Source organism: Actinomadura sp. 6K520 (genome assembly GCF_004349245.1).
Classification (GTDB): domain Bacteria; phylum Actinomycetota; class Actinomycetes; order Streptosporangiales; family Streptosporangiaceae; genus Spirillospora.
Genome location: NZ_SMLC01000139.1, coordinates 1 through 19,543, shown reverse-complemented (window position 1 = coordinate 19,543; position 19,543 = coordinate 1). Strand labels below are relative to the sequence as shown.

Below are 19,543 nucleotides of genomic sequence, written 5' to 3'. Positions count from 1 at the left end.
GGCCGGAGGGGAGCAAGGGGGGCTGCGCCATGAAGCGGGGTTCCGTGCCGTGGTGCGGCTGGGCGGCGTGGACCAGGAACGGGTGGCACAGGTAGACGTCTCCGGCCTGCCCCGTCGCCAGAGCGACCGGGCGGTGCTCGGAGGCGGGGACGGCCTCGGCCGCGAGGTCCATGAAGGGAAGGCCCTCGTCGCCCGCGGGTGCGAGGATCGGCGGGACGTCCAGGTGGGAGCCGGCCCGGATGCGGGTGGGCGCGTCGTCCTCGCCCACGTCCGAGAACAGGAACAGCATCAGCAGCGCACGGCCCCTGGAGGCCGCGTTCACCCGGTGGGACATGAAGTCGGCCGGGTCGTCGCCGGGGAAGCTCGCGTCGATGTGCCAGCCGTCGTCACCGGGGCTCGTCGTCGCTGGGGAACCGCACCGGGAACGTCCCGAGGCCGCCGACGTCGATCATTCCGCCAAGCGTGCCCGCCCGGCGGGACGGGCCGCCACCGAATTATCGGCGCACGGCTTACCGGGCACGGCTTACCGGCGCATGACGTTCAGCTCGACACCGCCGACGATGCGGCCGCGCAGCACCTCCGCGAGCCGGTCGGACACGCGCTGCACGGTCCGGCGCTCGTCATGGCCGGGGACGACGGCGAACCGGACGGCCACGTCGGCGGACGTGCCCTCGGTGACGCGGACCCCGGTGACGGACTGGTCGGAGCCGAACGCGGCCTCCACGGCGGCGAGGACGTCGGGGTCCTCGTGGGGCGCCGGGATGGGGCGGCCCTCGGCGAGCAGGTGCAGGCGCAGGCCGTCCACGGCGAACGGGACGGGGCCCGCCACGTCCACGACCAGGGCGTCGGCGCCCTCGTCGAGGGTGGCGCGGCACGCCTCCTCGGCGCGGACGGCGACGGGACGGGCGTCGGCGCGCCACGCCTTCATCGTCTCGGTGCAGGTGAAGCCGAGCACGCCGCGCCGCCCGTCGTCGCCGACCAGCGTGGGCAGCGCCATGTCGCTCGACTTCTCCCGGCGCAGCTCGCCGGGCGGGACGTCCTCCTCTTCGGTGAGGACGGCGACGATGGGCACCAGCAGCCGCGCCTTCCGCAGCCGGCGCAGCACCGTGTGGACGCCGACGCGCCCCGCCGCGTACCCGGCGAGCGCCTCGCACAGCCGGGGGTCGGCGCCGCCGTCGTCCTCGGGGAACTGTGGTTCGGGAATGGTCAGTCCGGACACGCCAGGAAGGCTATAACCTCCACCGGACACCGCGGGTGACTATCCGGACACGATACGGCTTCAAGCCGGTCGGGCGAGGTCGGCGATGGCCGCGACGGTGCCGCCGCCGGACGGCCCCTGGTGGACGGCCGCGACCGACACGAACACCGCGGGGTCGCCCGTGACGGACGCCGCGACGCCACCGACGCACGCCTTGATCTGCCGGTGCCAGTGCACGTCGGAGTCGTCCAGCATGATGTTGCGGCGCCCCCGGACCGCGCCGCTCGGGTCGGCCTCGCACTTGATGAACACGTTGACGAGGCGGTCGCCGAGGTCGGACGCGCGGGGCCGCTCGGGCAGGTCGAGGCTGGTCGTCCTGATCGCGTCCCAGATGCCGTCGGCGTCGAGCGCGTCCTTCATCACGCCGTGCCCGGCGCGGTACCGGCCGCCGATGCCGCGTACGTTGCCGACGACGACGATCTGCGCCCGGTCGAGTTCCACGCCGGACGAGCAGGACGCCACCGACGAGTACAGCGACAGGTCCCGGTGGATCTGCTCGGCGGACGGCGTCTCGATCTCGCCGAGCGCCACGGCGATGCCGAGCGCCGTCGTCGAGTTGGAGATGTCCATCGACTTCAGGGTGTCCTCGGTGACGACCCCGTGGCCGCGCGACTTGGCGTCGTTGATGGTGTCGAGGGTAAGCAGCGGCGTCTTGGTCTGCACGTAGTGGACGTCGGCGGGGTCGTCGATCCCGGCGGTCTTCATGGCCTCGCGGACCCCGGCGGCGACCGTCTCGACCATCGCGGGCCGGCCGATGTCCTCGGGCAGGATGATGTCGCTCATCGCGACGCCGACCGAGAGGCGCGGCTCGTCCGTCCTCGGCGCCTTCGCCGGGTCGACGGTGGCGAAGACCGTGGCGTGCGGGCTGAGGACGCCGTCGGTCCCGCCCGACCACACCAGCGGGACGCGCCCCACCTCGTCCGCCGGCCGGGTCCCCTTCGCGACGAGCACCTCGCGGAACGCGCGGTCGGCCAGCAGGCGGGTGTAGTCGTTCACGCCGCCGTTGCCCTCGGTCTTGCCGACGACGGCGAGGACCCGGTCGGCCTCCAGGACGCCGTCGTCGATCAGCCGGGCCAGCCCGGACGCGTCGGTCACGCTCTCGATGGGGATCTTGCGGACTTCGATCGGATCGGGCACGTCATCGCTCCTCAGCTGCTCTGGTCACTCGGTCCCTACCCCTGGTCACGCCTCGACGACCGTTCCGGAGGTGCCGTGCGCGGCGTCGCCCAGCCGGGCCAGGGACGCGATCGCGGCGCGCCGCCCGCCCGCGGCGACGAACCGCCGCACCGCCTCCACCTTCGGGCCCATGCTGCCGCCGGCGAAGTGCCCGGCGGCGGCGAGCGCGGCCAGCTCCGCGACCGTCGTCCGGCGCAGCGGACGCGCGTCCGGGGTGCCGAACCCGGTCATCGCGTGCTCCACGTCGGTCGCGATGACCAGGATCTCCGCGCCCAGCCGCCGGGCGAGCAGCTGGGCCGCCAGGTCCTTGTCGACGACGGCCTCGACGCCGCGGAGCGTCCCGTCCACCCTCGCCACGGGCGCGCCGCCGCCGCCGGCGGCGACGACGATGTGGCCGGCGTCCAGCAGCGCCGCCGCGGCACCGGCGTCCAGGATCTCCAGGGGCTCCGGCGAGGCGACGACGCGCCGCCAGCCGCGGTCCCCGAACGGCCGCCACACCTCGCCGCGCGCCATGGCGCGCCGTGCCTGCTCTTCCGGGAAGTAGCGGCCGACGGGCTTGGCGGGATCGGCGAAGCCGGGGTCGGACGCGTCCACGAGCGTGCGGGTCACGACCGTGGCCACCGGGCGGGCCGCGCCCCGCGCGGCCAGGGCCCGCTCCAGCGCATTCATGATCATCACGCCGACGGTGGCCTGGGTCTGCGCCCCGCACCAGTCCAGCGGGACGGGCGGGACCACGCCCGCCGCCAGCTGGTTCTTGATCAGCAGGTTGCCGACCTGCGGCCCGTTGCCGTGCGTGAGGGCGACCCGCGCGCCGGCCGCGACCAGGTCCGCGACCGGGGCCATCGCCCGCTCGATCGCCGCCGCCTGGGCGTCCGGCGTGGCGCTGCCGTCCGACGCGGTCATCGCGTTGCCGCCGAGCGCGATCATGATGCGCGCACCCGTGCTCCGCGCACCGGCGGGCACTCCCCCGCCCTCGCCGCCTTTCCAGGTCACGCGCCGAACGCTAGCCGCGCGGCGGGCGGCACTCACGGGCGAAAATCGCCCAACGAGCGCGGTTTCTTCGGCACTTCTTCGTCGGCGCCTCTTCTTCGGGGCCTCTTTTCGGGGCCCTTTCGTCGGCGCTCCTCAGGGGCGTGCGCCGAGCCGGGCGAGGCGCTCGACGGCCTCGTCGATGACCTCGTCCCGCTTGCAGAACGCGAAGCGGACGAAGTGCGCGCCGGCCTCGGCGTGGTCGTAGAAGACCTGGGAGGGGATCGCGACGACGCCCGCCTTCTCCGGCAGGGCGCGGGTCAGCTCGATCCCGTCGGCGAACCCCAGCGGCCGGATGTCGGCCTGCACGAAGTAGGTCCCCTGCGGCCGGAACGCGGTGAACCCGGCGGCCTCCAGGCCGGTGATGAGGCGGTCCCGCTTGGCCTGGAGCGACCGGCGCAGCTCCTCCACCCAGGGGATCTCGTTCGCCAGCGCGTACGCGGCGGCACGCTGGTAGGGCGCGCTGACCGCGTAGGTGAGGAACTGCTTCACCGTCTGCACGGCCCGGATGTGGGGGGCGGGCGCCATCACCCAGCCGGTCTTCCATCCGGTGACGGAGAACGACTTGCCCGCGGACGACACCGACACCGTCCGCTCGCGCATCCCGTCGAGCGTGGCGAGCGGGATGTGCTCGGTGTCGTCGAACGTGAGGTACTCGTAGACCTCGTCGGTGATGGCCACCAGGTCGTGCTCACGGCAGACGTCCGCGACGGCCTCCAGCTCGGCGCGGGTGAACACGGTCCCGGCCGGGTTGTGCGGCGAGTTGACCAGGATCGCCCGGGTGCGGGGTCCGATGGCGGCGCGCAGCTCGGCGGGGTCGAAGGTGAACCGGCCCTCCACCGGGCGCAGCGTGACGGGCCTGCGGACCGCCCCGGCGAGCGCGATCACGGCGGCGTAGGAGTCGTAGTACGGCTCGAACACGACGACCTCGTCGCCCGGCCCGGCGAGCGCCAGCACCGACGCCGCGATGCCCTCGGTGGCGCCCACGGTGACGAACACCTCCGTCCCGGGGTCGTAGGAGAGCCCGTACCGGTGGAGCCGCTGCGCGGCCACGGCCTCGCGCAGCTCCGGCAGCCCCGGGCCCGGCGGGTACTGGTTGGCCCCCGACCGGATCGCGTCCACGGCGGTGTCCAGCACGGCCTTCGGGCCGTCCTGGTCGGGGAACCCCTGACCGAGGTTGATCGCGCCGGTCCGCACGGCGAGAGCCGACATCTCGGCGAAGATCGTCTCGCCGAATCCCTGCATGCGCGCTACGAGAGGCTCACCCACGCCGACCAGACTAACCGCGCCGACCGGACCAGCCCCGCGGGATGCGGCCCATGGGGCGCGGGCCGACCCCGGCCGGAACGCTCCCTACGGGGTGAGGCGGGTCTTGACGACCTTGCCCATGGCGTTGCGCGGCAGGGAGTCGACCAGGTGCACCACGCGGGGCCGCTTGTGCACCGACAGGCTCCCGGCGACGAAGTCGATGAGCTGCGTTTCCCCCACCCCGTCGGCGACCACGTATGCGGTGACCTGCTCGCCGAGGTCGTCGTGCGGGGTGCCGACGACGGCGGCCTCGCGGACGGCGGGATGCGCGAGCAGCGCGTTCTCGATCTCGCCCGCGCCGATCCGGTAGCCGCCGCTCTTGATGAGGTCGGTGGACGCGCGGCCGACGATCCGGTGCCAGCCGTCCGGGCCGATGGTCGCGATGTCGCCGGTGCGGAACCAGCCGTCCCCGGTGAACGACTCGGCGGTGGCGTCGGGGCGGTTGAGGTAGCCCTTGAACAGCAGCGGCGCCCGGACGTGCAGCTCGCCCGGCGTCTCCCCGTCGCGCGGGACCGGCCCGCCGTCCTCGGCCGCCAGCCGGGTCTCGACGCCGGGCAGCGGTGTGCCGACGTAGCCGGGTCGGCGGTCCCCGCCGGCCCGGGCGCTGACGGTGATGAGCGTCTCGGTCATGCCGTAGCGCTCGACCGGGCGGTGCCCGGTGAGGTCCGCGAGCCGCTCGAAGACGGGCACGGGGAGCGGCGCGCTGCCGGAGACCAGGAGCCGCGCGCCGCGCAGCGCCCGCGCCGCGGCCGGGTCGGCCGCCGTCCGCGACCAGACAGTGGGGACGCCGAAGAACAGGCTCCCGCCGCCGTCCTGCGCCGCCGCCGCGTACGCCTCGGGCTTCGGGCGGCCCGTGTGGACGAGCGGCGACCCCACCCGCAGCGCCCCCAGGACCCCGAGGACGAGGCCGTGCACGTGGAACAGGGGAAGCCCGTGGACGAGGACGTCCTCCGGCGTCCACGCCCATGCCTCGGCGAGGGCGTCCAGCCCGGCGGCGATCGCGCCCCGCGAGATCAGCACGCCCTTGGGCGCGCCGGTCGTCCCGCTCGTGTAGAGGATCATCGCCGTGTCGCCGGCGTCCGCCTGGGCCCGCGTACTCCCGTTGCGCGGGAGCGCGTCCACCGGGATCAGCGGCGGTTCTCCCTCGGCCGGTTTCACGTCTCCCGCGGCCAGCAGGAGGCTCGCGCCCGAGTCGCCGAGGATGTGGGCGCGTTCGGCGGGCCCGGAGTCGGGCGGCAGCGGCACCACCGGGACGCCCGCGAGCACGCCGCCGACGACGGCCGCGACGGTCTCCGCCGTCGCCGTGGCGTGCACCGCGACGGAGTCCGCACCGCGGATCTCGGCGGCGACGGCGGACGCCCAGCCGAGCAGCTCGTCGCGCCCCAGTTCACGTCCGGCGATCCGCACCGGGCCGCCCGACTCCCCGAGCAGGTCCATCACTCGCCCCTCTCCCTCACCTCCCGCCATGCCGGCACTGTCGGCATGGCGGCACCGCCTCATTGTGCTCGTCCCGCGGCGGCGGCGCGCCCCCGCTCACGCGACGGTGATCCTTTCGCCATCGGATATCGTCCGGCGGTACCAAGATCGCCGACCGGACGAGGGGGCACATGCGCAACGCCCGCGACGAGCGGTTCGTCTTCGATCCGCTCCTGCCCCCCGACATGCTGGCCCGGCTTCGGGAAGCCCGTTCGTACTTCTGTCCCGCCGAACCAGGGACGGCGCCGGTCACCCGGCACCCCCGGCGGGAGCGCCTCAGGCGGGGAGCGGTGCCCTTCGCCGGAGCCGCGGCCGTCATCGTGGCGCTGGAGGTCGCCGGGATGCCCCTGGCGGCGCTCGTCGCCGGGGTGATCGGCCTCTTCCTGTACGTTCCCCCGCGACTCCCCCCGGGAGCACCGCGGGAGAAGCCTTTCGCGATCGACGTCTTCTGGTGGATCGTCGGCGGCGGGTGGATGCTGTGGGCACTGCTGTGCATCGCTCTCCTCGCCGCCGGGGTCTTCTCCCCGCAACTGCTCCTGCTGCATGTCGCGAGATACGTCCACTTCGTCATCAGGCTCCCCAAGGGGCCGCTGGACTTCGTCCCGCCCGAGCACTTCGTCGACCTCACCGAGCTCGGGCCCATCGAACGCACCGCGCTGGGGGCGGTCCAGGATGCGCGGAATCAGGTCGCCGAGGCCCAGCGGCTGCTCGGCGGCGCCTTCGACGGCACCGAGGCGCTCATGGTGCTGCGGGAGGAGGAGTGGGGGCTGGCCGCGCGGTTGCGGCGGCTGGCCCCGCTCAGCCGCGAAGTCGATGAGCTGACCGCCTCCGCGGCGTCCCAGCGGGTCCTGGACGCGATGGCGCCCCAGCGGGCGGTGGTGGACCAGGCCAGGGAGGCGGTCATGGACCGGGCCGCCGACATCGAGCGGTACATCCGCCCGATCGACGCCGCGATCCGGGCGAAGCGGGAATGGGAGCAGATCCTGCATCTGGAACGGAGTGTGGACGGCTACGCGGACGTGCTGGCCGAGGCCGCGGCGGACGTCCCCGGTGCGATCCCGGACGGCGCGGACCCCGGTGGCGGCACCGCGCTGGAGGCGGCGCGCCGCACCCTCGAGGCCAGGATCGGCGAGGCCGTCCAGGCGAACCGGTGGCTGCTCGACGCCGCGCGGCGGGCGGCGGGGGATGCGGCGGAGAGACGGCGCCCGGAGCCGCGCTGAAGCCCCTCCCCGGCCTCCGCCCGGCGCGGTTTCAGCGGCTCAGCGCGGTCTCCCGCTCCAGGCGCGACAGCTTCTCGGGGTTGCGGACGAAGTACAGCCCGGTGATCAGGCCGTCCTCGACCCGCAGCGCGAGGACGCCGTTGAGCTCCCCGTCGATCCGCAGGACGAGCCCCGGCCATCCGTTGAGCTGGACCGGCGCGCTCGACAGCCCGGAGCCGACCTTGTGCAGGCCCGCGGTCAGCAGGCGAGCCACCTTGCGGGCCCCGACGACCGGCCGTGGCACGCTCTGCGCCACTCCCCCGCCGTCGCTCATGAGGACCACGTCCGGCGCGAGGACGTCCAGCAGGACCTGCAGGTCGCCGGTGTCGACCGCCAGCTGGAACGCCTGGAGGGCGGCCCGGGTCTCGGCCGGGGAGACGGCGTCGCGGGGCCGCCGGGCGGCGACGTGCGAGCGCGCCCGGTGCGCGATCTGGCGGACCGCCGCCGGGTTCTTGCCGACGGCCTCGGCGATCTCGTCGTAGGCGACGTCGAACACCTCGCGCAGCACGAACACGGCGCGCTCGACCGGGTTGAGCGCCTCCAGGACCAGCAGCATCGCCATCGAGACGCTGTCGGCCAGCACCACGTCCTCGGCCACGTCCGGCGTGGTCAGCAGCGGCTCGGGCAGCCAGGGGCCGACGTAGGACTCCCGGCGGCGGCCGAGCGTGCGCAGCCGTGTCAGCGCCTGACGGGTGGCGATCCGCACCAGGTACGCGCGCCGGTCCCGGACCGTGCCGAGGTCGACCCCCGCCCACCGCAGCCACGTCTCCTGCAGGACGTCCTCGGCGTCGGCCGCCGATCCGAGCAGCTCGTAGGCGACGGTGAACAGCAGGGCGCGATGGGCGACGAAGGTCTCGGTGGCGGCGTCCAGACCCTCTTCGCCGTTCTTCTCGCCGTGCTCACTCATGGCCGGCTCCCCCCTCTTCGCGCGACCGGCTTCACTCCCACAAGACGCCGGTCCCCGCCGTCCTGTGACACCCGCGGCCGATGGCACACGTCACAGGACCACGTTGTCACAGGGGTCCGGACGACGGCATCCCATGCCTGACCAGTCGTCCTACCAGGAAGAACCCCGTGAACCTCACACTGTGGATCGCCGCCGGACTGCTCGCCGCGCTCGCCCTGAGCGGCGGCGTCACAAAGACGTTCGTCCCGAAGGAGAAGCTGGCCGCGCACAGCGGCGGCGAGTGGACGGGGCACGCCCCCGCCGGTCTCGTGAAGACCCTCGGAGTCCTTGAGCTGCTGGCCGCCGCCGGCCTGATCCTGCCCGCCGCACTGGACATCGCGCCGGTCATGGTCCCGGTGACCGCCATCTGCTGGACGCTGCTCATGGTCGGCGCGATGATCACCCACGCCCGCTTCGGCCAGTTCGCCCTCTCGGCGCTGAACGCGGCCTATCTCGCGCTGGCGGCCTTCATCGCGGTCGGCCGGTTCACGCTTGAGCCCTTCACCGGCTGACCGTGGCGGGCGGCGGGAAAATCGCTGGCGGGATGATCTTCGGTGCTGCCAGGATCGGCGCATGACCGTCGCGCGCGTGGACATGCTGAACCGGCAGCTCGACATCGCCTGGGCACTGTTCGAGTACCACCTCGACGGCCTCGACGACGCGCTCTGCCTGTGGGAGCCCGAGGCGTACTGCTGGACGGTCCGGCCGGACGCCGGGGGACGCTGGACCGCCGACTGGGAGGTGCCGGAGCCCGATCCCGTCCCGGCCGTCACGATCGGCTGGGTGACCTGGCACATCGGCTACTGGTGGACCACCACGCTCGGGCACTGCTTCAAGGGGGGCGCGCCCGAGCGCACGGAGATCACCTGGCCGGGCGGTGCCGAGGCGGCGGCCCGCTGGCTGCGCGGGCTGCACCGGGAGTGGCGGACCGGCCTGGCCGGGCTGGGCGACGCCGACCTCGACTCCACCGACCGGACCGCCGGGCTGCCGTGGGCGGCGGAGCTGACGATGGGCGACGTGGCGGGCTGGGTGAACATCGAGCTGACCAAGAACGTCGCCGAGATCGGCCTCCTGCGCAACATGCACGGCGCGCGCCGCACCGCCGCGAACCGCACTGCCGCGAACCGCTGACCAGCCCCGCGGCGACGGTGCTCGGTAGCATCGGCACCACGACCCGGGGGGAGGGCGCCGTATGCCGATCGAGAGCGACCACCGCGGGTCCGACTCGCCATATATCGCGCGGGTGTGGCGCGGGCGCGCCGCCGGGACGGGGTGCCTGACGTCGGTCGCGACGTCGAACTGGGAGTTCGTCTTCTGGGAGTTCGAGGGCGTTCTGCACGCCTCGCTGCGGGGCCCGGAGACGTCCGCGTCGACCGTGGAGATTGCCGGCGAGTCCGAATCGTTCGGGATCACCCTCGCGCACGGGACGTCGATGCCGCATCTGCCGGCCGCCCGGCTCGTCGACGCCGAGATGCGGAGCCCCTATGCCGACGGGCGCGTCTTCGTCCTGCGGGGCGAGGAATGGGCGATCCCGGGCTTCGACAGCGCGGAGGACTTCGTCGGGAGGCTCGTCCGCGAGGGCGTGCTCAGCCGCGACCCGCTCGTGGACGAGGTCGTGCGGGGCAGCAGCGCCGACGTGGGGGCACGGTCCGTGGAGCGGCGCGTCGCCGCCGCGACGGGACTGACCCAGGGCGCGATCCGGCAGATCGACCGTGCCCGGCACGCCGCCGTGCTGCTGCAGGAGGGCCTGCCGGGCCTTGAGGTCGTGCACCGCCTCGGCTACTACGACCAGCCGCATATGGCGAGGTCGCTGCAGCGCTTCATCGGCCGGACGGCGACGCAGCTGCGGCGGCCCGGGGAGGCCGCCGGGCCGCTGTCGCTTCTGTACAAGATCGAGGGCGACGCGCGTTTCTAGGGTTGACGGGCCGCGGCGGACGACCGCGCGGCCCGACCTCAGAAAGGCACGACCTCATGTCGCAGGGCACTGTCACCTCGGCCGACGGCACCGCCATCGCCTACACCGCGTGGGGCGAGGGTGATCCGATCGTCCTGATAGACGGCGCGACCGCTCATCGCGCCACGACCCCGGAGAACGCGCAGACGGCGGAGCTGCTCGCCGGCGAGTTCCTGGTGATCAACTATGACCGGCGCGGGCGCGGGGACAGCGGGGACACCGCACCCTACGCCGTCGAGCGCGAGTCCGAGGACCTCGCCGCGATCATCGCGCAGGCGGGCGGCGGGCGTCCCGCGACGGTGTTCGGCTGGTCGTCCGGCGGCCACCTCGCGCTCAACGCGGCGCAGGCCGGCGTGCCGATCGCGCGCCTGGTGCTGTTCGAGCCGCCGGTCATCGCCGACGACGGCCATCCGCCGCTGCCGTCCGACTACGTCGAGCGGCTCGACGCGGCCGTGGCCGAAGGCCGCCCCGGGGACGCCGTGGAGCTGTTCCTGACCGCCGTCGCGGGGATGCCCGGAGAGGCCGTCGGCGGCATGCGCGGCAGCGACTTCTGGCCCGCGCTGGAGGCGGTCGCACCGACGATCGCCTACGACGGCCGGAACGTCGGGGACACCATGTCCGGCGAGCCGCTCCGCGGCGACCTGTGGGACAAGGTCGGCGTGCCCGTCCTCGTGCTCTACGGCGAGGACACCTGGCCCCACCTCGCCACCGGCGCGAAGGCGCTGGCCGACCACCTGCCGACCGCCACGGTGCAGGCGGTCCCCGGCGAGAACCACAGCACGGCCCCGTCCGTGCTCGCGCCCGTCCTGCGCGACTTCGCCAAGGGGGCCTGACATGGGGAAGATCGTCGTCACCGAGTTCATCTCCCTGGACGGTGTCGTCGAGGCGCCCGGCGGCGAGGAGTTCAAGTATCCGAACTGGAGCTTCGAGTTCGACCGCGGGCCCGACGGTGAGCGGTTCAAGACCGACGAGGCGCTCGCGTCCGAGGCGCTGCTGCTGGGCCGCGTCACCTACGAGGGGTTCGCCTCCGCGTGGCCGCAGGAGGAGGGCGAGCTGGCCGACAAGTACAACGGCATGCCGAAGTACGTCGTCTCCGGCACGCTCAAGGACCCCGGGTGGACCAACACGTCCGTGCTACCGGGCGATCTGGCGGAGGAGGTCGGACGGCTGAAGCGGGACGTCGGCGGCGAGATCTCGGTCGCGGGCAGCATCCGGCTCGCCCAGGGGCTGCTCGCGCGTGACCTGGTCGACGAGATCCGGCTCATGTGGTTCCCCGTGATCCTCGGCCACGGCCGGCGGCTCTGGACGGAGACCCCCGACAAGAGCGCGTGGACCCTGACCGAGACGACGAGATACGGCAAGGACGTCCTGGTGACCATCCACCAGCGCACCCGCTGACCTCCGGCGTCCCAGGCGCGGCCGATCACCCCGGACGCGGCGGAAGGGAGATCGCACCGGGCGTGTACGGGGTGATCTCGATCTCCGTGACGAGCCCGGCGCCGAGCCGGAAGCGGATGAGCGCGAACGCGTGGCCGCCCGGCGCGATGACCGCTCCGGGGCGCCCGGCGACGAGGACCGGTGCGGCGGCGGCGATCCGGTCGGTGAAGTACCTCGTCTCCTCGGCCACGGCCACGGCCCCGCGGACACGGCCTGGCGCGCCCGCCGGCAGCAGCCGGGAATCGGCCGTCCGGACGGCGTCCGGTGCCATCAGGGTGACGAGCCGCGCGATGTCACCGCCACGCGCCGCCGCGAGGAACGCCTCGACGATCTCCAGGTGTCCGGGATGGTCCGCGGGTTCGGCGGGGTGCGGCTCGCGGAGCCTGGTGCGCGCACGGCTGGCGAGCTTCTTCGCCGACGCCGGAGTCGTGTCGAGGACTTCGGCGACCTGGTCGAACGGAACGGCGAACAGGTCGTGGAGCACGTAGGCCACCCGCTGCCTTGGCGACAGCTCACCGAGGAGCACCAGCAGCGCTCTCGACACGGCCTCGCGGCGGAGGAACGCCTCGTCGGCGCCGAGCTGTTCGCCCGGGATGTCGGCGGACACCAGCGGGAGTTCGCCACGCCGCTCGCGGGCCCGGAGAAGGTCGAGGCACAGGCGGGCGGTCACCGTGGTGAGCCAGCCGTCCAGGTTGGTGACTTCGGCCGTGTCGGCGGCCTGCACCCGCGCCCACGCGTTCTGGACCGCGTCCTCGGCGTCGTGGTGGGAGCCGACGATCCGGTGGGCCAGCGACATCAGCCGGGGCCGCGCCGCCTCGAACCGTTCAACGAGTTCCACGGGAGGGTCACCTTTCATGCGTGCTCAGCGTCAGGAGGGACGAGTGAGACACCTGACCGAGCACGCCCCGTGGAGGAGACAGCAATGAGCGTACAGGTCGTCCGGTTCAGCACCGATGCCGAGCGGACACCGGAGGTCGAGAACGCCATCGGCGCACTCTTCGCCGCGCTGGAGAACGCGGCGCCGACCGGTGTGGAGTACACCGCGGTGCGTGTGGGAGAGGGCGCGGAGTTCCTGCTGACGCTACGCCTCGCCGACGGCGCCGCCAATCCCCTCCTGCAACTCCCGGAGGCCCTCACGTTCAGGGCCAAGGTCGCGGAGTGGGCGGGCTCACCGGTCCCGCCGCAGCCGGTCACCGTGCTGGGACGGTACGCGCGCTGATGGCGGTACTGGAGACCGGGCTGCTCGTCGCGACCGTCGGCTGCGTCCTGGCCAACTCCTTCGAGGTGGTGGCCAAGGCCGTCCGGGCGGAGTTCGTGCTGCGGAACTGCGCCGAGGTCGGCGTGGCGCGGAGATGGATTCCGCACCTCGCCGTCCTTGAGGGAGCCGGGGTCGCGGGACTGGTCCTCGGACTGCTCGGCCTGCCGCTCCTCGGCCTGACCGCCGCCGCCGGGCTCGTGCTGTTCTTCGTCGGCGCGGTCATCGTCCACATCCGGGCGCGGGTCCTGTACAACATCGCCTTCCCCCTGGCCTTCCTGGGCCTGGCGGTGGCAGCGGCGGCGCACTTCGCCCGGTCGACCGGCTGACCGGCAACCTCGGGACGTGTCAGGCGTCGAGCACGGCGGCGACGGCTTCGATCTCCACGAGCTGGTCGTCGTACCCCAGCACGGTGACGCCCATCAGCGTGCTGGGGACGTCATGGTCACCGAAGGCGTCCCGCACGACCTGCCAGGCGGTCACCAGGTCGGCCTGGCGGCTGGACGCGACGAGAACCCGCGTGCTGATGACGTCCTGCAAGGAGGCACCGGCGTCCTGCAGGGCGGTCCGCATGTTCTCGACGGCCTTCGCCGCCTGCCCCGCGTAGTCTCCGGGCGCCGCCGTCGATCCGTCCGCGTTCAGCGGGCAGGCCCCGGCGAGGAAGATCAGCCGAGCCTCCGCGGGAGCCGTCGCCGCGTAGGCGTACTCGGCGACGTCGGACAGGGAGGACGAGCGGATCAACGTGACGGCACGGCCCACGACGGTTCCCTTTCGCTTCGGATGCCAGCGTGGCCATCGTGCCAAAGATCGTTTCGTGCCGCCCTTCAATATCGGCCCCGAGGGTGCCGGGCATACCGGCGCGCTGACTTCACCGCGCCGGCAGGTCGGTCGGCTCGGTTGGGGGAACCGGGCCGGGGTCAGCCACGGATGGTGTGCACGGCGCCGGGCGCGCGGGTGAGGTTGTCCAGGGCGGCGGACGTGGCGTCGTCGGCGGGGAGGTAGACGACCACTGTCTGGGTCTGGGCGTCGAGGGTCTCGTAGGCCAGCCGCAACTCCCCCGCCTCAGGGTGGACGAGCCGTTCGACGCCCGTGCGGCGGGGCGTCACCGGCGCCGCATGGAGCCGTTCGGCGAACGGTGCGCCTGCCGTGACGGTCAGCTCCTCGATGAGATGGTTCATGTGCGGATCGTCCGGGGACGACTCCGCCCTGAGCGCGGCGACGCGCTCGTCGGCGACACGGTCCCAGTCGGGGTAGGCGGTCCGGGCGCGCTCGTCGGTGAAGACGAAACGGGCCTGGTTGGGCGGCTCGCCGTCCAGCAGGCCGATGGGGGCGGCCAGCCGCTCGTAGCCCGGGGTGCAGGCCAGCGTGTCACCGAGCCGGTTGAGCACCACCGCCGGAGCGGGGTGCAGCCGGTCGAGCAGCGCCCGGATCGTGGGACGCACCCGTTCCTCTGGCGCCCCGCCCGGGCACAGGACGTCGGCCCCGGAGGCCGCCTTCGCCAGGTTGCGGAGCTGGACCCGGTCGTCCAACGGCAACCGCAGGGCGTCGGCGAGCGCGGCGAGGACCTGCGGCGACGGATGCCGGTCGCGGCCCTGCTCCAGCCGGGTCAGGTACTCCGCGCTGATCCCGGAGATCGTGGCCAGCTCGGCGCGCCGCAGACCGGGCGTGCGGCGGCGCGGCCCGGTGGGCAGGCCGACCTGGTCCGGGGTGACGGCCTCCCGGCGTGCGCGGAGGAAGGCACCCAGGTCACTCCCGCTCATGCGCCGAGTGTACGGGCGGCGCGGCGCGCTGATCGTGGCCCTGGGAGGGCTGGTCTCGTCCCGGTCTTCCGGCGCCGGGCCGGGGACGCCAGCGTGGGGGCATGACCTTCACCGCGAATGAGATCGAGTACCTGAACGACCGGCTTCTCGGACGCCTGGCCACCGTGGGCCCCGGCGGCCGCCCGCACATCACCCCGGTGGGCGTGTTCTACGATCCGGAAACCGGGAGCATCGTGATCGGCGGCCACGCCGGCAGCGGCATGGCGACGAGCAAGAAGTTCCGCGACGCCCGACGCCACCCCGAGGTCGCCTTCTCCGTGGACGACCTCGCGTCCATCGACCCCTGGGCGCCACGCGCCATCGAGATCAGGGGCCGCGCGGAAACGCACCTCACCGGCGGCGAAGAGGTCGGCAAGCGCATCAACGCGAACATGCCGTTCGACCCGGCCTGGATCCGCATCCACCCCCGCCGCATCCTGACCCGAGGAATCGACACCGACCCCTTCGAACTGTCCACGAGGGACGTCACCTGAGTGCAGGGCATTGCATGTCTGGAGCGGGTTTCCGGCGTCAGACCAGGTACCACGCCGCCGTGTGGTCCGTCAGGCGGTGCTGGTTTCGGCTCGGCCGACGCCCAGCCGTCCACACGCGCCATGCCCGTCTCCGGCCGACCAAGGCCAATCGCAGATCCTGAATCAAGGGGCCGTTCTGACGGAGAATATCCTCTTTATCGCCTTTGCACCGGGAAAGTTGAGCCAAAATTTCGCCCACTGAAGTGTCGCAAATTCCGATACGGGAACCCTTGGGTCGGCTTCAAGATGTCAACCAGGAAACGGACAATGCATCTCTTCTTGCGGCCAACTCCATCCGAAACACGGAAAGTGGGACACTCACAATGTCAGACAAGAAAATGGGCGTGCGGATCGCCAGGCGGCCCGCACGCGTCCTGCTCGCCATCGCCCTTTCCGGTGCCGCCGTCCTGGGCGCGTCACCGGCGGTCGCCGAAAAGGCTCCCACCCCATCGACCCCCGGCATGTGGGGCATCATCGGCCGTAACACGCTGGGGTCGCCGAGCGCCTTTTTCCGGGACGGCCCGCTGGGCCGTACGAGCACCGACCCGGCGGCCCGGCAGGCGCCTCCCTACGGCCAGGGCAGCCTGCAGATCATCGTGGGCGACGGCACAGAGAAGATCGCCTTCGGCAACGAGACGAACTTCAGCGGACTGAGGCTCGCCGACATCAACGCCCTGACGTACTGGGTGTTCGCCGGAACCGACAGCCTGGCAGGGATCGCCCTGCCCGGTATCGCACTGGAGGTGGACCCCAACGTGACACCCGGCGTGAACTATTCGAGCCTGGTCTACCTGCCCAACGACTCCACGGCCCCGTCGTCGCCCGCGACCCCCGTGCCCAACGTGTGGCAGCACTACAACGCGAGCACGACAGGCAGCGCGTGGTTCGCCACCGGAGCCACGGGAGCCGCGATCGGCTGCACACTCGCGACTCCGTGCTCCTTCGCCGAACTCAAGACCAAGCTGCCCAACGCGGAAGTCACCTACAGCCTGGGCATCACCAAGGGCAGGGACACCGCCTTCATCGGGGCGGTCGACGGGCTCCAGGTCAACCAGTTCGCTTACGACTTCGAGCGCTATGGAGTCCTGACGAGACTCCCGTTCCCGACGCACTGATCGACTGACGTATTCCGGACTTCGACTCCGGTGGCCGCGCACCATCGCCGGCGTTGATCGAGGCCGGGACGTCAGACGGCCACCGCTGAACATGGGGATCGGCTTGACCAGATGGTCAGCGGTGGCCGTGCTCGCACGGAGTTCTCCGTTCGCCGTGCCACTTTCACATTCTGTGACGATGCGTTCATCAACGGCGGCCGGGGCGTTCACATCGTCCAGGCACTGCCCGCCGCATGGGGCGCGACCCGCGACCCCCCGGCGGCGGCAAGTGGGTAGGTACACGCACATCCTTTTCCGCGTCTCCCGAGGCCCCCTGGGAAGCCCGGTGGCGCTGGAGCCTCGCGCCACATTCACCCCGATACGATTCGGCGCGAGCGAAACCGGCATATCACGATGATCAGCTCGATAGCCTGACGAGATGAGCAACGATGATCGGCTCGCCACGGGGATCGGACCGGCGGCGGTGATCGCGCTGAAGCAGGCGGCGGCCGAGGACGACGCGGACGCCGCGCCTCACTGGTGTGCGCGGCTGACCCGATTCGGAATGATCGGGGAGGCCCGGGACCATTTCCGTCCGGCGGCCGAAGACGGCGACCTCGCCTCCATCAAGTGCATGGTCTGGCTGGCCTGGGAGGCGGGTCAGGACGGGGACGCCGTGACGTGGCTTCGCCGGGCCGCCCAGGACGACGATCCATGGGCGATGTTCGAGCTGGGTCGGTCCCTGCCCGACGAGGCGGAGCAGTGGTACCGCAGGGCCGCGGAGGCGGGGGACGGCCTGGCGATGAACAACCTCGGCTCCGTCCTCAGCCGTGCCGGACGCCGCGAGGAGGCGATGGACTGGTACCGCCGCGCCGCCGAGTCCGGAATCGAACTCGCGATGAACAACCTCGCCATCCAGCACATCCTCCAAGGCGACAGCGAGAACGCCGAGCAGTGGTTCCGCCGGGCCGCCGACGCGGGCAGCGTCGACGGGATGGCCAATCTCGGACGCCTGAAGGTGGAGACCGACGACCTTCAAGGGGCCGAGACCTGGCTCACCCGCGCGGCCGAGAAGGGCCACCCGGGCGCCGTGGAACTGCTCGCCGATCTTCTGACCCGGACGGGCCGCCCCGGCGAGGCCGAGAACTGGCGGGCACGGACGGCCCCCGGGCAATGATGATCAATGTGGACCGGAGCAGCGTCGCCGCGGGCGACGATGTTCTCCCCCATGCCGAGACGGTCGACCTGCCACCCGAGACGCCCCTGGCCGACGTCGTCGCGCACCTTCTGGAACGACGCTTCCTCGCCTTGATCGCGGGCGGCAGGGCCACGTGGATTCTTGTGGCGGGACGTCCACTCGCGGTCGTGGCACAACAGTGGGACGAACCACGCTTTCTCGTCGATTCGTCGCGGCCGATCAGTTCTTTCGGTGCCGAAGGCCGTGTCTCGCTCATGTTCCGATATTGGAAGCAACACGACCCCGACCATGTCTTCGCAGAACTCGCCGCCGGACGTGAACCCGAGCGCTGAGGCAACCGAAAGCGCACGTTTGCGTGAGGTACGCGCTTCTCGTCGAGCCTTCGCGTCCAACGGTGATCGAGGACCACCATCCAGGGGCCGCGACCTCACTCCTCCCCGACTATCCGGATGGACTCAATATTGTCACCGGAGCCAGTAAATGCACCCTGTGAGTGTTCGATAACATTGAGTCATGAGTTCGACTGGGGCGATCGATGTTGCGTCGATGTCCACCGTTCAGTTGGTGGACGCGGCGGCATCGATCGCGGCTGAACTCGCCCGCCGGGACATGCCCGACTCCCCGGCCCTGTGCATGGAGGCCGCCGAAACCCTCGCCGCCGCCACCGACCGGCACGAAAGCGTCCTCGCGGGGCTCATCGGCCGGGTGGACGCCGCCGGTGAGATGCGCCGGTGGGGTCATTCGTCCACACGGGCCTGGCTGCGCACCCGCCTCGGCATGCGTGAGGCACGCGCCAAGGAACGTCTCGCCCTGGCCCGTCAGCGACACCGCCTGCCCAAGGTCAGCGATCTGCTGGCCTCCGGAGCCCTGTCCTACGGGTACGCCGCCACCATCGCCGCCGCCGTCACCCGCCTGGACGACGAAGATTGCGCGGCCGCCGAGAACATCCTGCTCGATCTGGCCGGGCAGGGGTTCTCGGCTGGGAAGGTCGCCGTCTTCGGCGACCGGATCACCGATCTGATCGCCGAACGCGACGGCACCGAGACCCCCGACAAGGACTCCCGTCGCGGCTACGAGAGATCCTGGATCGACTCCACCCGCTCCCTGGACGGCGGCCGCTACATCAAGGGCTGGCTCAACACCGAAGACGCCGCCATCTGGGACGGCACCCTCGCATCCCTGGCCAAACCCGCCGGGACCGAAGACCGCCGCGATCTGGCCGAACGCATGGCCGCGGCCCTGACCCACGTCTTGTCGGGGGGACATCAGGCCACCAAGGTCACCGTCATCTGCGACCTGGACACCCTCACCGGCGGCTCCGCCCCCGCCCGCCTGACCGACGGCAGCCCCATCCCCGCCGCCCAAGCCCGCCGGATCGCCCTCAACGCCGGAGTCTCAGCCCTCGTCCTGGGCCGGGGCAACCTCCCCCTCTACCTCGGGCACACCGTCCGGCTCGCCACCGCCGGCCAGCGTCGCGTGCTGGAAGCCCTCTACCCCACATGCGCAGTGCTGGGGTGCGAAGTCCCCGCCACCCTGTGCGAGATCGACCATGTCCACGGCTGGGCCTCGGGCGACAGTCCCACCGACATCGACCAGCTGGCCCCCTGCTGCAGCTGGCACAACCGCTACAAACACGCTAATCCGACACGAATCCGCATTACCCGCGACGCCGACGGACGTTTCACCTACCGCCTCCACGATCCTGAAGAAGCGCTCGGCCGCCAAGCCCCCTCCAGCGGCACCATGACCCGCAAATCCACCCAATGGCACCCGGAACCTCCCCCGAACGCCAAGGCTGTGCCGCACTCCCCAAGCCCACCC

At 72.2% G+C, this 19,543-nt stretch carries 23 protein-coding genes; 13 read left to right on the top strand and 10 right to left on the bottom strand.

Annotated elements, in window-relative coordinates; all coding sequences use genetic code 11:
• The 6 genes from E1289_RS28105 to E1289_RS28080 all read right to left on the bottom strand — a co-directional run.
• A partial coding sequence (locus E1289_RS28105) for a phytanoyl-CoA dioxygenase family protein (protein WP_243713205.1) occupies positions 1–322 on the bottom strand: 322 nt, incomplete at its 3' end.
• 201 nt (positions 323–523) lie between these two features.
• Complete coding sequence (locus tag E1289_RS28100) at positions 524–1,219, bottom strand: SseB family protein (protein ID WP_131985437.1); 696 nt, start codon at positions 1,217–1,219, stop codon at positions 524–526.
• A 60-nt stretch (positions 1,220–1,279) separates the two neighbouring features.
• The gene (locus E1289_RS28095; protein ID WP_131985435.1) at positions 1,280–2,395 is read right to left on the bottom strand and encodes a ring-opening amidohydrolase; all 1,116 of its coding nucleotides are present in this window, start codon (positions 2,393–2,395) and stop codon (positions 1,280–1,282) included.
• 45 nt (positions 2,396–2,440) lie between these two features.
• A complete protein-coding gene (locus E1289_RS28090; RefSeq protein WP_243713204.1) occupies positions 2,441–3,427 on the bottom strand; it encodes a carbamate kinase in 987 nt (328 codons plus the stop codon).
• Positions 3,428–3,559: 132 nt separating this feature from the next.
• Positions 3,560–4,732, bottom strand: a complete 1,173-nt coding sequence (locus E1289_RS28085; protein ID WP_131985433.1) for a pyridoxal phosphate-dependent aminotransferase — start codon at positions 4,730–4,732, stop codon at positions 3,560–3,562.
• 84 nt (positions 4,733–4,816) lie between these two features.
• Complete coding sequence (locus tag E1289_RS28080; protein WP_131985431.1) at positions 4,817–6,208, bottom strand: acyl-CoA synthetase; 1,392 nt, start codon at positions 6,206–6,208, stop codon at positions 4,817–4,819.
• A gap of 170 nt (positions 6,209–6,378) precedes the next feature.
• On the opposite strand from E1289_RS28080, the gene E1289_RS28075 reads away from it, so the two are divergent.
• A complete protein-coding gene (locus E1289_RS28075) occupies positions 6,379–7,467 on the top strand; it encodes a hypothetical protein (protein WP_131985429.1) in 1,089 nt (362 codons plus the stop codon).
• A 31-nt stretch (positions 7,468–7,498) separates the two neighbouring features.
• Here E1289_RS28075 and E1289_RS28070 read toward each other — a convergent pair whose 3' ends face one another.
• The gene (locus tag E1289_RS28070) at positions 7,499–8,413 is read right to left on the bottom strand and encodes an RNA polymerase sigma-70 factor (RefSeq protein WP_131985427.1); all 915 of its coding nucleotides are present in this window, start codon (positions 8,411–8,413) and stop codon (positions 7,499–7,501) included.
• Positions 8,414–8,580: 167 nt separating this feature from the next.
• Between E1289_RS28070 and E1289_RS28065 the strand changes: the two genes are divergently transcribed.
• From E1289_RS28065 to E1289_RS28045, 5 genes are all read left to right on the top strand, one after another.
• Positions 8,581–8,964, top strand: a complete 384-nt coding sequence (locus tag E1289_RS28065; protein WP_131985425.1) for a DoxX family protein — start codon at positions 8,581–8,583, stop codon at positions 8,962–8,964.
• A 61-nt stretch (positions 8,965–9,025) separates the two neighbouring features.
• Entirely contained in the window at positions 9,026–9,583 is a 558-nt protein-coding gene (locus E1289_RS28060) for a DinB family protein (protein ID WP_131985423.1), read from the top strand.
• A gap of 61 nt (positions 9,584–9,644) precedes the next feature.
• Positions 9,645–10,367: a helix-turn-helix domain-containing protein gene (locus tag E1289_RS28055; protein WP_131985421.1), complete on the top strand. Its 723-nt coding sequence runs from the start codon at positions 9,645–9,647 to the stop codon at positions 10,365–10,367.
• Between the two features lie 56 nt (positions 10,368–10,423).
• The gene (locus E1289_RS28050; protein ID WP_131985419.1) at positions 10,424–11,239 is read left to right on the top strand and encodes an alpha/beta hydrolase; all 816 of its coding nucleotides are present in this window, start codon (positions 10,424–10,426) and stop codon (positions 11,237–11,239) included.
• 1 nt (position 11,240) lies between these two features.
• Positions 11,241–11,804, top strand: a complete 564-nt coding sequence (locus E1289_RS28045) for a dihydrofolate reductase family protein (protein ID WP_131985417.1) — start codon at positions 11,241–11,243, stop codon at positions 11,802–11,804.
• Positions 11,805–11,829: 25 nt separating this feature from the next.
• Here E1289_RS28045 and E1289_RS28040 read toward each other — a convergent pair whose 3' ends face one another.
• Entirely contained in the window at positions 11,830–12,681 is an 852-nt protein-coding gene (locus tag E1289_RS28040) for a sigma-70 family RNA polymerase sigma factor (protein WP_131985415.1), read from the bottom strand.
• A gap of 84 nt (positions 12,682–12,765) precedes the next feature.
• Here E1289_RS28040 and E1289_RS28035 point away from each other — a divergent pair, with 84 nt between their 5' ends.
• Both E1289_RS28035 and E1289_RS28030 read left to right on the top strand, forming a co-directional pair.
• Positions 12,766–13,062, top strand: coding sequence for a hypothetical protein (locus E1289_RS28035; protein ID WP_131985413.1), 297 nt, complete (start codon positions 12,766–12,768; stop codon positions 13,060–13,062).
• Positions 13,062–13,427 (top strand): DoxX family protein, encoded by a 366-nt coding sequence (locus tag E1289_RS28030; RefSeq protein ID WP_131985411.1) that lies wholly within the window; start codon positions 13,062–13,064, stop codon positions 13,425–13,427. The genes E1289_RS28035 and E1289_RS28030 overlap by 1 nt, the downstream gene beginning before the upstream one ends.
• Positions 13,428–13,446: 19 nt before the next feature.
• Here E1289_RS28030 and E1289_RS28025 read toward each other — a convergent pair whose 3' ends face one another.
• Both E1289_RS28025 and E1289_RS28020 read right to left on the bottom strand, forming a co-directional pair.
• Entirely contained in the window at positions 13,447–13,857 is a 411-nt protein-coding gene (locus E1289_RS28025) for a Rid family hydrolase (RefSeq protein WP_131985409.1), read from the bottom strand.
• A 158-nt stretch (positions 13,858–14,015) separates the two neighbouring features.
• Positions 14,016–14,858: a helix-turn-helix transcriptional regulator gene (locus tag E1289_RS28020; protein ID WP_131985407.1), complete on the bottom strand. Its 843-nt coding sequence runs from the start codon at positions 14,856–14,858 to the stop codon at positions 14,016–14,018.
• Positions 14,859–14,959: 101 nt separating this feature from the next.
• Between E1289_RS28020 and E1289_RS28015 the strand changes: the two genes are divergently transcribed.
• The 5 genes from E1289_RS28015 to E1289_RS27995 all read left to right on the top strand — a co-directional run.
• Complete coding sequence (locus E1289_RS28015; RefSeq protein ID WP_131985405.1) at positions 14,960–15,391, top strand: PPOX class F420-dependent oxidoreductase; 432 nt, start codon at positions 14,960–14,962, stop codon at positions 15,389–15,391.
• Between the two features lie 362 nt (positions 15,392–15,753).
• Complete coding sequence (locus E1289_RS28010) at positions 15,754–16,545, top strand: hypothetical protein (RefSeq protein ID WP_131985403.1); 792 nt, start codon at positions 15,754–15,756, stop codon at positions 16,543–16,545.
• Between the two features lie 418 nt (positions 16,546–16,963).
• A complete protein-coding gene (locus tag E1289_RS28005) occupies positions 16,964–17,701 on the top strand; it encodes a tetratricopeptide repeat protein (RefSeq protein WP_131985401.1) in 738 nt (245 codons plus the stop codon).
• A complete protein-coding gene (locus E1289_RS28000; RefSeq protein WP_131985399.1) occupies positions 17,698–18,054 on the top strand; it encodes a hypothetical protein in 357 nt (118 codons plus the stop codon). Before E1289_RS28005 ends, E1289_RS28000 begins: the two co-directional genes overlap by 4 nt.
• Positions 18,055–18,235: 181 nt before the next feature.
• Positions 18,236–19,543: HNH endonuclease signature motif containing protein (locus E1289_RS27995; protein ID WP_131985397.1), on the top strand; the 1,308-nt coding region annotated here is incomplete at its 3' end.